Origin of the sequence: Bradyrhizobium sp. B097, assembly GCF_038957035.1 — a bacterium.
Classification (GTDB): Bacteria; Pseudomonadota; Alphaproteobacteria; order Rhizobiales; family Xanthobacteraceae; genus Bradyrhizobium.
The window spans coordinates 1,220,082-1,233,476 of sequence record NZ_CP152412.1 but is presented as its reverse complement, the minus strand read 5'-3'; the positions used below and the strand labels follow the sequence as shown (position 1 = coordinate 1,233,476).

Below are 13,395 nucleotides of genomic sequence, written 5' to 3'. Positions count from 1 at the left end.
ATTTCGCGCTGCCGCGTGGCGCACGAGCGCCATGTCGGCCGTGCCGCAGGACGGCAACATGCCTTGTCGCTCGAGCGCCACGATCGCTGCGCGGGTATCGGCAGCAGGCGAAGCCACCTTATCTTGGTGGCTCCGCATGCCCTATCTTCAAGCCTCACGCATGCTGTGGCTGCGCAAGCTGGCTGACCTGCATCGCCGGCGGATCGACAACCAGGGTACCGCCATGGCCATCACTCGAGGTCGTGAAGGTCGAGGCCATGTAGTTGCCGAGCAGCGCAATGCTCGCCGTGACGGTGCCGTCCGTCACCGTGAGCGTTCCGTGCGTTGAGTCTCCGCTGAAGGTCGGCGTGTGAACGTTCGCGAAATTGATGTTCGCGAAATCGATCGCGTCCGAACCGGTCATCCCGGCGACGGTCCCGCTAAAGCTCGCGGAATTGTCGAGCTTCAGCGTCCCCGTCGAGCCCTGGAACGCCACGGCGGCATTCGACGCCCCCGGCAATTCGAGGGTGCCGCTCGGGACGATGGTGGCGCTGCTCGGGCTCTCTCCCGTCACGTTGAACGACTGCCAGGCTCCCCACGCGGTGCCGTCATTGGCCCGGATCCAGAGTTGGTCGGTGCCCGAGCCGGCCTGATAGGTCGCCTGGGCAAGCTGTGCCGCCGTCACGTCGATCTCGGTATTCGCCGGCTGGTTCACTCCGCCAACGTTCCAGCGCCCGTTCGAGTTGGAATCCCACAGCGCATATTTCGTGATGGCATCGCCGTCGGCGTCCGTCGCAGTGACGAGGTTCGCAGCAGCAAAGGTCTGCCCCGAGACCGTCACGACGTTGGAGACCGCGACCGTCGGCGCCTGGTTGGTGGCGGTCGCCGTGAAGCTCTTCCAGGCGCTCCACATGCTGCCGTCATTGGCCCGCACCCAGAGCGTATCGGGCGTCGAACCGCCGGGGCCGAACACGTAGCTGACCTGCGACAGGTTCGCCGCCGCAACATCGATCTCGGCGTTGGCGGCCTGGGCGACACCGTTCACCACCCAGTGACCATTGCCGCCGGTGTCCCAGAACGCGTACTGGGTGATCGGATCGCTCTCGGCATCCGAGGTCGAGAACAGGCTCGAGGCCACCACCGAATGGTCGTGGATCCCGGTCGCGTTCGCTGCCGTCACGACCGGAGCCGTGTCGGGTCCCGGCGTTGCCGTGAACGCAGTCCAGGTGCTCCACTTCGATCCGTCGTTCGCCCGCACATAGAGCGTGTCGGCTGGAGAGCCGCCAGGCCCGAACACGTAGCTCACCTGTGACAGGTTCGCCGCAGCGACATCGATCTCGACGTTGGCGGCCTGGGCGACACCATTCACCACCCAGTGACCATTGCCGCCGGTGTCCCAGAACGCGTACTGGGTGATCGCATCGCTCTCGGGGTCCGAGGTCGAGAACAGGCTCGAGGCGAGCGCCGACGTCTCACCATGAACTGCGGTCACGTTCGATGCCGTCACGACCGGAGCCTGATCGGGGCCCGGGGTTGCCGTGAACGCGGTCCAGGTGCCCCACTTCGATCCGTCGTTCGCCCGCACATAGAGCGTGTCGGCTGGAGAGCTGCCGGGTCCGAACACGTAGCTGACCTGTGACAGGTTCGCCGCCGCAACATCGATCTCGACATTGGCTGCCTGGGCGACACCGTTCACCACCCAGTGACCATTGCCGCCGGTGTCCCAGAACGCGTACTGGGTGATCGCATCGCTCTCGGGGTCCGAGGTCGAGAACAGGCTCGAGGCGAGCGCCGACGTCTCACCATGAACCGCGGTCACGTTCGATGCCGTCACGACCGGAGCCTGATCGGGGCCCGGCGTTGCCGTGAACGCGGTCCAGGTGCCCCACTTCGATCCGTCGTTCGCCCGCACATAGAGCGTGTCGGCTGGAGAGCTGCCGGGTCCGAACACGTAGCTGACCTGTGACAGGTTCGCCGCCGCAACATCGATCTCGACATTGGCTGCCTGGGCGACACCGTTCACCACCCAGTGACCATTGCCGCCGGTGTCCCAGAACGCGTACTGGGTGATCGCATCGCTTTCGGGGTCCGAGGTCGAGAACAGGCTCGAGGCGAGCGCCGACGTCTCACCATGAACCGCGGTCACGTTCGATGCCGTCACGACCGGAGCCTGATCGGGGCCCGGCGTTGCCGTGAACGCGGTCCAGGTGCCCCACTTCGATCCGTCGTTCGCCCGCACGTAAAGTGTGTCGGGCGTCGAGCCGCCGGGCCCGAACACGTAGCTCACCTGTGACAGGTTCGCCGCAGCGACATCGATCTCGACGTTGGCGGCCTGGGCGACACCATTCACCACCCAGTGACCGTTGCCGCCGGTGTCCCAGAACGCGTACTGGGTGATCGGATCGCTTTCGGGGTCCGAGGTCGAGAACAGGCTCGAGGCGAGCGCCGACGTCTCACCATGAACCGCGGTCACGTTCGATGCCGTCACGACCGGAGCCTGATCGGGGCCCGGCGTTGCCGTGAACGCGGTCCAGGTGCCCCACTTCGATCCGTCGTTCGCCCGCACATAGAGCGTGTCGGCTGGAGAGCTGCCGGGGCCGAACACGTAGCTCACCTGTGACAGGTTCGCCGCGGCAACATCGATCTCGACATTGGCGGCCTGGGCGACACCATTCACCACCCAGTGACCATTGCCGCCGGTGTCCCAGAACGCATATTGGGTGATCGGATCGCTCTCGGGGTCCGAGGTCGAGAACAGGCTCGAGGCGAGCGCCGACGTCTCACCATGAACCGCGGTCACGTTCGCTGCCGTCACGACCGGAGCCTGATCGGGTCCCGGCGTTGCCGTGAACGCAGTCCAAGCGCCCCACAGCATCCCGTCGTTCGCCCGCACATAGAGTGTGTCGGCTGGAGAGCTACCGGGGCCGAACACGTAGCTCACCTGTGACAGGTTCGCCGCGGCGACATCGATCTCGACATTGGCGGCCTGGGCGACACCATTCACCACCCAGTGGCCATTGCCGCCGGTGTCCCAGAACGCGTACTGGGTGATCGGATCGCTCTCGGCATCCGAGGTCGAGAACAGGCTCGATGCAAGAGCCGACGTCTGCCCATGGGCGGCCGTCACGTTCGCGGCCGTCACGACCGGAGCGGTTTCGGGCCCCGGTGTTGCCGTGAACGACTTCCAGCCTCCCCACAACGTTCCGTCGTTCGCCTTGATGTACAACGTATCAGGGGCCGACCCTGTCGGCCCGAACACGTAGCTCACCTGCGACAGTTGCGATGCGGTAATATCGATCTCGGTGTTGGCGGGCATAGCCACACCATTCACCACCCAGTGGCCGCTTCCGCCGGTGTCCCAGAACGCGTACTGGGTCATCGTGTCGGGATCCGGATCGCTCACCGTGAACAGGCTGGATGCGGCAATCGACGTCTGGCCGTGCGCCGCAGTGACGTTGGCTGCGTTCACGGTCGGCGCGGTGTCGACAAACGCCTTTGCCGTAAACTGAGTCCAGGCGCCCCAAACCGTGCCGTCATTGGCGCGAACGTAAAGGGTATCGGTCGAACCGCTTGGACCGAAGACGTAGCTCACCTGCGACAGGTTGGCCGCCCCAATATCGATCTCGGCATTGGTCGCCTGCGCGACGCCGTTGACGACCCAATGTCCGTTACCTTGGGTGTCCCAGAACGCATATTGGGTGATGGGATCGCCATCGGCGTCCGTGACCGAGAACAGGCTGGAGGCGAGCGCAGAGCTCTCGCCAAAGATTGCCGTTACATTGGGTGCTGACGTGACCGGTGCGACATCGGCACGCGCCGTGACCAGCGTGCCGCTGCCGGAATCCGCGCCGACGCTGAACCGCACGCCAGGCGTCGCATCAAGCTGCACATCGAACGAGGAAGCCCCCTCCGTGACATGCAGGACATTGCCCGGAAGCAAGGTTGCCGACCCGCCGGATACGAAACTGAGGCCTGCGAGATCGATGCTGTCGCCCAGCACCAGCCCGCTGACGGTGGTGCCGGCCAAAGACGTGCCGTCGATCTTGAGCTGCCCGCCGGACCCGCTGAAGGTGATGCCGCTCGCGAGGCTTCCCGCCTGCAATTCGACCACGCCGCCGGAGATCGTCACCGCCCCTGCGGAGCCGCCGGAAGATACAATCTCACTGCCACCAGCGAACACGAAGACGTTGCTCGTCGTCGTGCCTGCAAGATTGAGCACGCCACCGCTCGACACCCCGATGTTGTGCGCCGTGCCTCCGGACGCAACGTTCAGCACACCGCCGCTGGACACCGCCAGGTGATCCAGTGCACCGCCCGAAAATACGTTGACCGTGCCGCCGGAGATACCCGTCCCGGAGCCCGCCGCGCCGGTGACGACGCCGCCCGAGAAGACATTCTCGACGCCGCCGGCATAGACGCCGACCATGCTAAGCACGGTGCCCGACACGTTGAATGTGCCGCCGCTCGAAACACCGACATACGACGCCGAGCCACCGGCGAGAATGTTCAATATGCCGCCAGAGGTAACGCCCGTGCCGGAGCCGATGGCTCCGGAGATCGACCCGCCGGACAGCACGTTCTCGACGCCGCCGTTGTTGACGGTGACATTCCTCAGCACATTGCCCGCAACATTGAAGGTGCCGCCGCTCGACACGCCGACAAAGGCGGCCGTGGCGCCGGCCGACAGGTTCAACGTACCGCCCGAAACTCCCGTCCCCGATCCGCTCGCTCCCGAGATCGATCCACCGGACAGAACGTTCTCGACGCCGCCGGCGTAGACACCGGTGTTGCTCAGTACCTTGCCTGCGACATTGAAAATGCCGCCGCTCGACACGCCGACGTGCGTGGCCGAACCACCGGCCAGGACGTTCACGGTACCGCCGGCGAAAATGACGGTCGCCGCACTCGATGCGCCGGAGATGAACCCGCCGGACAGCACGTTCTCGGTACCGCCGCTCGACACCAGCGTATTGCTGATGATCGTGCCTGCAACATTCAGGGTGCCGCTCGACACCGTAAGGTCGTGGGCCGTGCCACCAGCCGAGACATTCAGAGTGCCGCTCGAAACTGTCAGATGATCCAGCGCACCGCCCGAAAGGACGTTGACGGTGCCGCCGGACACGCCCGTCCCGGAGCCCGGGACACCGGTGACGACACCACCCGAGAGAACATTCTCGACGCCGCCGTCATAGACGCCGACATTGCCGAGCACGGTGCCGGCCACGTTGAACGTACCGCCACTCGACACACCGACGTGAGCGGCCGAACCACCGGCAAGAAGGTTCAATGTGCCGAGCACTCCGGTCCCGGAGCCCGTGGCTCCGGAGATCAATCCGCCGGACAGCACATTCTCGATACCGCCGCTCGATACCAGCGTGTTGCTGGTGATCGTGCCTGCGACATTCACGGTGCCGCCGCTCGACACCGCAATGTTGTGTGCCGTACCACCAGCGGAGACGTTCAGAGTGCCACTCGAAACCGTGAGGTGATCCAGTGCACCGCCCGAAAGCACGTTGACGGTACCGCCGGATATCCCCGTCCCGGAGCCCGTCACGCCGGTGACAACGCCACCCGAGAGAACGTTTTCGACGCCGCCGTCCCAAACCGCCACCCTGCTGAGCACGGTGCCCGCCACGTTGAAGATGCCGCCGCTCGACACCCCAACGAACGCCGCCGAGCCGCCGGCCTGAACATTCAAGGTGCCGATAACTCCGGTCCCCGAGCTGACGTCTCCGGTGATCAATCCACCGGACTGCACGTTCTCGACACCGCCGGCAAACACCATCCCATTGCTGAGCACGGTGCCCGCCACATTGAACGTGCCGCCGCTCGACACGCCGACAAAGACCGCCGAGCCACCGGCCAGAAGGTTCAGCGTACCGCCAGAAATGCCGGTCCCCGACCCACTAGCTCCGCTAATCAGTCCGCCGGACAGCACGGTCTCGACGCCGCCCGCCAGGATGCCTGTATTGCTGGTGATGGTGCCCCCGACGCTGAGCACACCGCCGGACGAAACCAGGATGTGATCGGCAGTGCCGCCGGCTTCGACGATGACCCGCCCGGCATCGCCGACACCCGTCGCCGAACCACCGGCGAGAATGTCAAGCAGACCGCCGCCCGAAACTTGCACGCCCGACGCGAGACCTCCCGACGAAACGGTTTCGACGCCTCCGCTGAGCACGAATTGATTGGTGACGATGCCGCTGTCGTTCAGCGCACCGCTGGCATAGACGAACATCGCGGTCGCCGTGCCGCCCGTCTGCACGTTCACCGTGCCGCCGGAGATCGCGGTGCCAAAGCCTCCGGACACACCCTGGACCACGCCGCCCGACAGCACGTTCTCGACGCCGCCGCTATACACGCCGACAGAGCTCAGCACCGTACCGGCGACGTTGAAGATACCGCCGCTCGACACACCCACATAGGACGCAAAGCCGCCAGCCGAAAGGTTCAACGTACCGCCCGAAACGCCGGTCCCGGCTCCGATCGCTCCGGAGATCGACCCGCCCGACAGGATGTTCTCGATACCGCCGCTCGAGACCAGCGTGTTGCTGGTGATCGCGCCTGCAACATTCATGGTGCCGCCGCCCGACACCGTAATGTTATGCGCCGTACCGCCAGCGGAGACGTTCAGCGTGCCGCTCGAAACCGTCAGGTGATCCAGTGAAGCGCCCGCAAGGACGTTGACGGTACCGCCGGATATGCCGGTCCCCGAGCCGGTCACGCCGGTGACGACACCACCGGAGAACACGTTCTCGACACCGCCGTCGTAGACGGACACATTGCTGAGCACGGTGCCCGATACGTTGAACGTGCCGCCGCTCGAAACACCGACGAACGCCGCAGAGCCACCGGCCAAAACGTTCAGGATGCCGCCGGCGGAAACGCCGGTGCCTGAGCTGATCGCCCCCGAAATGAGACCGCCCGACAGTACGTTTTCGACACCGCCGCTACGGACCCCGATCATGCTGAGCGTCGTGCCGGCTACGTTGAAGACGCCGCCACTCGAAACCGACAGGTATGAAGCCGAGCCGCCTGCCAGAACATTGACGGTGCCGCCGGAAATGCCGGTCCCCGAGCCGATGGCTCCGGAGATGAACCCGCCGGCCTCGATGTTCTCGACGCCGCCGGTGAACACCGCGGTGAAGCTGTTGACGGTCCCCGCCACGTTGAGCGTGCCGCCACTCGAGACGGCGAAGCGATCGCCCGCGCCGCCCGCGCCGACGACGGCACTGCCGCCGCTGGAAATCGTGGTCCCTACCGCGTAGCCGCCGGCATCGACCAGGAGTTGGCCGCCGCTCAGCGTCGTCGAGGCTGCCGAGCCTCCGCTGAGGACCTCGAGCGTATTGCCGCCCGTTTCGATCAATCCTGAGCTGGTAACACCCGAGCTTACAACAGTGGTGCTCATGGCAGCGCTCCCCCAAAAAAATGTCAGTTCTTGAAATAGGCTAGAGCTTGAATCCGGGAATCGTTCTGATCACCGACTTCACATGGTCCACGGTGATCAGTCTTGTGCATTCGAACTGACGCGGCGTCCCCTTGTGGCGGGGACACCAGAAAAAATCCTTGTGGTCGAATCGAACGGCCGGATCGTTCCAGCAGCTGTTGCAGGCGTGATAGTTGATCACGCGGTAGGGCGTAGCAAATTCATTTGTCGGATGCGTGAAGCCCGCGATCATCACGACCGGGGTGCCGACCGCCCAGGCCAGCCAAGCAAGCCCGCTGGAAAGGCCGATGAAAAAGTCCGCATGGTTGAGCAGATTCGCCCGCTCCTGAATCGGGCGGTCACCGGTCCAGTCCTCCGCGCCGTTCGGAATGTGATTCCATACCAGCTCGTGGCCGTGCGTCGGCTTCTGATCGATGCAGATCACGCGATAGCCGGCCTGCTTGAGAAAGCCGGTCAGCTCGCGCCAGCCGTTGGGGTTATTCCAGTACTTGCACTGCGTCGTGCTCTGCACCGCAATGCAAACGTAAGGCTCGGGGATGGGCCTTTGATCATCTGCCAGCGAGATGCGTGGCGCCACCTCGGTCGGATCGACACCGAGGATGTATCCGGCGGTGCGGTGCAGCCCCACGAAGCGGAAGTCGCACGGCTGGTAGACGAAATTCTTGTCGTCGAAAAACAATCCGACGCTGTACGTGGCGTAATATCGGTCGGTTTGGATTTCCTCATGCGTGACGAAGTTGATCTCCGGATACGCATCGCGAAACAGCGGAATCAGCTTCTCCGCCATTGCGCAGGTCAGCCTGCAATTGTGAGCTTTCCTGAACTTCTCCACATAGGGAAACCAGCCGATCGTGTCGCCCAGGGTGCCGACCGGAAGCTGGATCAGGACGTGACGATCCGTCGCGTTGTACTCATGCGAGAAGATGACATCCTCGCCCTGCAAGACCTCGATACGGAAACGAATGTAGTAGCGCTTTGAGCTGTTGACGCGTCCGCCCGCGAACTGCGTCTCAAACAGAACATTGCCGGTCTCGGCGTCCCAAAGACGCACGCGCCAAGGGCCTTCGGCTTCGGGACAAACGACTCGAGCGCCGTCGTTGAAGTCGAATCGCAGTCCTTTGGGACCGACTTGCGTGGGCAGTTCGGCGGCCGCCGGATAGGCACGCTTGGGCGTTTCGGCATCCGGCGCAACCGCTTCCGACTTGGCAGGTACGCCGTCGGTCGACCGATCAACGATGACTTTGGGTTGGTCGGCCACATGGTCAATCGGACGCTTCAGCCCGATCGCCGGCGCGACGGCAATCGCATTCACGAATATCCCCTGCCCTAAAAATATAAAGACCGCTAAAAATGCGGGCAGAAGGTAAGCGAGATTGACAACCGCGTCAACGGACGAAAGCTTTAGCGAGTACCCCCTTGCAGCCGCTCGTCCCGGACCGGCAGAAACAAAGAAACTGAATCGATGAGCCGCAATCCCAGCAAGGTCCCGTTTGTGATCGCAGCGTCGGCGCATGGCCCGCTGATCGTCAACCGGCTGGACTACCACACCGCGGGCGATCACACCTTTGGCGTTGGGATTCAGATTCTCGAGCACGGCGCGTTCGACGTCACAGAAATCGAGCTGACCAAGGGTCTTCTTGCACTGCGAAGAACCTACCGAGGGGACGGCGTGGTGGCCATCGACTGCGGGGCGAACATCGGCGTTCACACCATCGAATGGTCCAAGCACATGGACGGCTGGGGTTCAATCCTTGCCATCGAGGCGCAGGAGCGGGTCTACTACGCGCTTGCCGGCAACATCGCCATCAACAACTGCTTCAACGCGCGGGCGATGCACGCGGTGATTTCGTCGGAAACCGGCAAGACCTGGGTGCCGACCTTAAGCCATCAGGAGCCCGCCAGCTTCGGAAGTCTGGAGGTGACGCAACGCCCCGGCACCGAGCAGATCGGCCAGAAGATCGATTATTCCGAGGCCAAAGGCTCTGAGACGACGATGATCACCCTGGACTCCCTGAATCTGAGCCGCTGCGATCTGATCAAGATCGACGTCGAAGGGATGGAGTTGAAGGTGCTGGAAGGAGCCAGCGCCACGATCCGGCAACATCAACCCGTCATTCATGCGGAATTCATCAAGACCGACAAGGCCGCACTGGTTCGCAAGCTGAACGATCATGGATACCGGACCTACGACGCGGGGCAAAACTGCCTTGCGATCCATGAATCCGACCCGACCCTGAGCCACGTCGAATCGCGAACCACGTCATGACGGCCTGACCGCCGAATTCCTTCACCGCTCGCGGAGAGCATCCTTCCGGTAGCGCACGATCGGCGACAGCAAATAGCTCATGACGCTGCGGGCGCCCGTCCTGATCTCGACAGTCACGGTCATTCCCGGCGAAAGATTGATCTCCTTGTCATCGACGACCATCTTGGTCCGGTCGATCGAGACATGCGCGACATACACCGGCCCCTGCCCCTTTGGCTCGCTGCTTTCGTCCGGCGCTCCGCCATTGGGCTCGCGGGCCGGATCCCGCGCCTTGTCGCGGGAGACGGAATCGGGCGAGACGCTGACGATCTTGCCGTGCAGCAGGCCGTAGCGCGTGAAGTTGAAGGTATCGACCTTGATTTCGGCGTCCTGGCCCGGGTGCACGAAGCCGATATCGCGATTTGAAACCATCGCTTCGATTTCAATCAGATTGTCGCTGGGTACGACGACCGCGAGCGTCTGGGCGGGAGTGACGACACCGCCGACAGTGTGCACCGCCAATTGCTGCACCACGCCATCGATGGGGGCTGCAAGTTTCTGAAGGTTGGTCCGGTGCTCGGCTTTGGACACCTCGTCCTTGAGGCTGCCGGCCTTCTGCGTCGCCTTGGCCAGATCATCGTACAGGCGGTGGCGGTATTCCGAGACAAGCTTGGCGCGCGTCTCTTCGAGCGCGGCGACGGCCGCGTTGGCCTCCTGGAGCTTGCTCCGCTGCACCAGGATGTCCTGCTGCATCCCGACGAGCTCCTGGAGCTCCTGCAGATATTGCAGCTTTGAACCGTACTCCCGGTCCGCCAGGTACTTGCGAACCCCGACGCGCTCCTGCAGCACCGGCAGCAAAGCTTCAATCTTCGCGATGCTGGCGTCGATCGTCCTGGTCTCCGCGACCTTCTGCAGGCGTTGCCGATCCAGTTCGGACAATTTGGCGCGCTGCTCGGAATCCTGACTGCGCAAGTACTCCAGATGCATTTGAATCAAGGCGGGCGGCGTGTCGTCCGGCACGCCCTCAAGCGCGTCGGTATTTCCGTCAAGCGCCGAACGGGTGCGTGAGATATCCAGCAGTGCCGAGAGAAGATCGTTCTTCAGATGCTGAAGCTCCGCCTGATTGCTGGTCGGATCCAGCTCGATCAGAATCTCGCCGGCCTTGACGGTTTGGCCGTCGCGGACGTGAATCGCGCGCACCACTCCGATCTCGAGCGGCTGAACCAGCTTCACACGGTCGCCCGGCACGATCTTTCCGGGTGCCGAGGCAACGATGTCGATCTTGCCGAGACCCGCCCACGCCACGGCGCAGCAGAACAAGGCAGCAAGCAAGCCGGCGGTCAGCCTGGCGGTGGGAGATGGCGGCGTCTCGACGATTTCGAGGGCGGCCGGCAGGAAGGCCAGCTCGTCCCGGGTTTTGCCCCCGACCGCAAGCGCTTCACGAGCCGACTTCATGGATCCCCGCCTGCAACCGGTACAGCGACGCGTATCTTCCGCCTGTGCTGAGCAACTCCTCGTGGGATCCCTGTTCGACGAGCCGGCCGCGATCGATGGTGATGATCCGATCGGTGCGCCTGACGGCGGACAGGCGATGTGCAATGACGAAAACCGTTCGTCCCTTCACGATCCGGTTCATATTGTCTTGAATGACTCTTTCGCTTTCGTAGTCGAGCGAACTCGTCGCTTCGTCGAAGATCAGGATGCGCGGATCGGTGATAAGGGCCCGCGCGATCGCGATGCGTTGCCGCTGCCCTCCCGACAGACTGGAGCCGCGTTCGCCGACGACGGTGTCGTAGCCTTCCGGCAGCTCCAGAATGAATTCGTGCGCTCCCGCAAGCTGAGCCGCGGCGACCACTTTCTCCATCGGAGCGGCCGGGTCGGCGAGCGCGATGTTTTCCCGTACGCTGCGATTGAACAACACGTTTTCCTGCAGGACGACGCCGACCTGGCGACGCAGCCACGCCGGATCGACCATCGCAAGGTCGACCCCGTCGACAAGGACCCTGCCCTTCTCCGGAACGTAAAGCCGCTGAACGAGCTTCGTGAAGGTGCTCTTGCCCGAACCGGACGGACCGACGATGCCGACGACCTGGCCGGCCGGAATGCTGATGTTGATGTCGTGCAGCACTTCGGGTCCATCGACCCGATAGCGGAAGGACACGTGTTCAAGGGTGACCTGCCCCTTGATGGGCGGCGGCACGGCGCGACCGGGGCTGAACGTCTGCTCCGCCGGCGTATTCAGGATGTCGCCGAGCCGCGCGACAGAGAGCCTGGCCTGATGGAAGTCCTGCCAGAGCTGCGCCAGCCGCAGAACCGGCGCGCTCACGCGTGACGAGAACATGTTGAAGGCGATCAGCTCGCCCACCGTGAGGCTTCCGTCGATCACCAGCTTGGCGCCGGCGTAGAGGATCACCGCGGTGACGAGCTTGCTCACGAACTGGACCGATTGGCTCGCGACATTCGCCAGGCTGAGCACGCGGAAGCTGGCCGCCACGTAGCCGGCAAGCTGCTCCTCCCAGCGGCGCTGCATCTGCGGTTCGAGCGCCATGGCCTTGATGGTCTCGACCCCGGTCACGCTCTCGACGAGAAAGGCCTGGTTTTCGGCCCCGCGCTCGAATTTGGTATCCAGCCGCTGACGGAACATCGGCGTCGCGCCGGCCGAGATGCCGACGTAAAGCGGGAAGGACCCAAGCACGATCCAGGTCAGGATCGGCGAGTAGATAAACATTACACCGATGAAAACGACGGTGAAGAACAGGTCTATCACGACCGTCAGCGCGGAGCCGGTCAGGAAGTTGCGAATGTTCTCCAGCTCGCGGACCCGCGCAACCGAGTCGCCGACCCGGCGAGCCTGAAAATAGGCAATGGGCAGCCCGATGAGGTGTCGAAACAAGCGGGCTCCCAGTTCGACATCGATCCGGTTGGTCACGTGGGAGAACAGGTAGGTCCTCAGTATCGCGAGGGCCGTCTCAAAAACCGCGATGCCGATCAACCCCACGACGAGCACGTCGAGTGTGCTGAGTGTGTGATTAACCAGGACCTTGTCGATCACCACCTGAAAGAACAGCGGCGACACCAATGCAAACAGCTGCAAGAAAAAGGAGGCGATCAACACCTCCACGAAATGGTACCGATATTTGTGGATTGCCCCCAGAAACCACGACAGGTCAAAGCGGCGTGCAAGATTGACCAGTCCCGCCCGCCGGCTCACCAGGATCAGCTTGCCGGTCCACACCGCTTCCAGTTCGGCCCTCGTGATCAACTCCGGGCGCTCTGACAGAGGCGATTGAACGAGGATCTTGTCTGCGCCCACCTTGGCGAGGATCAGATGGCCGCCGTCGCGCAACAGCGCGATGGCAGGAAGCGGGACCTTCTCGAGCCTTAACCAGTTGGTGCTCAGCTCGCGAGCCTTGACGCCGGTCGAGCGCGCGTACCGCAGCATCTCCGGCGTTCCGAACGGGCCGTTGCCGACTTGATGACGAATCTGGTCGACATCGGCCGGGAGGCCGTGAAAACGCAGCAGCATCGCGAGCCCAACTATCCCGCTGTCTGCTGTCGTACCGCTCCGCGTTTCAATCATCTCGCGATTTAATCTGCTCAGTAGCTGAAAATAATTGCAGTCGAAGGTGAGCCGAGATTGCCGTGAGCGCGCCCCGCCCCCGCCCGTCGGCCTCGCGATCAGCGCAAACTGGCTATTCGCAACGAAACGACAGAGCAGCAAATG

At 63.5% G+C, this 13,395-nt stretch carries 5 protein-coding genes; 1 reads left to right on the top strand and 4 read right to left on the bottom strand.

Going from position 1 to position 13,395, the window contains the following annotated elements:
• Positions 1 to 154: 154 nt before the first annotated feature.
• A complete protein-coding gene (locus AAFG07_RS05560; protein WP_342726363.1) occupies positions 155 to 7,387 on the bottom strand; it encodes a hypothetical protein in 7,233 nt (2,410 codons plus the stop codon).
• Positions 7,388 to 7,427: 40 nt separating this feature from the next.
• On the bottom strand, positions 7,428 to 8,738 hold the full coding sequence (locus AAFG07_RS05555) for an autotransporter strand-loop-strand O-heptosyltransferase (RefSeq protein WP_342726362.1): 1,311 nt from the start codon (positions 8,736 to 8,738) through the stop codon (positions 7,428 to 7,430).
• 150 nt (positions 8,739 to 8,888) lie between these two features.
• Between AAFG07_RS05555 and AAFG07_RS05550 the strand changes: the two genes are divergently transcribed.
• Positions 8,889 to 9,692 (top strand): FkbM family methyltransferase, encoded by an 804-nt coding sequence (locus AAFG07_RS05550; RefSeq protein WP_342726361.1) that lies wholly within the window; start codon positions 8,889 to 8,891, stop codon positions 9,690 to 9,692.
• A gap of 21 nt (positions 9,693 to 9,713) precedes the next feature.
• Here AAFG07_RS05550 and AAFG07_RS05545 read toward each other — a convergent pair whose 3' ends face one another.
• Positions 9,714 to 11,126 carry an HlyD family type I secretion periplasmic adaptor subunit gene (locus AAFG07_RS05545; RefSeq protein WP_342726360.1) on the bottom strand — a complete coding sequence of 471 codons (1,413 nt, stop codon included), beginning with the start codon at positions 11,124 to 11,126 and terminating at the stop codon, positions 9,714 to 9,716.
• A complete protein-coding gene (locus AAFG07_RS05540; protein ID WP_342726359.1) occupies positions 11,110 to 13,251 on the bottom strand; it encodes a type I secretion system permease/ATPase in 2,142 nt (713 codons plus the stop codon). The genes AAFG07_RS05545 and AAFG07_RS05540 overlap by 17 nt, the downstream gene beginning before the upstream one ends.
• Between the last annotated feature and the right edge of the window lie 144 nt (positions 13,252 to 13,395).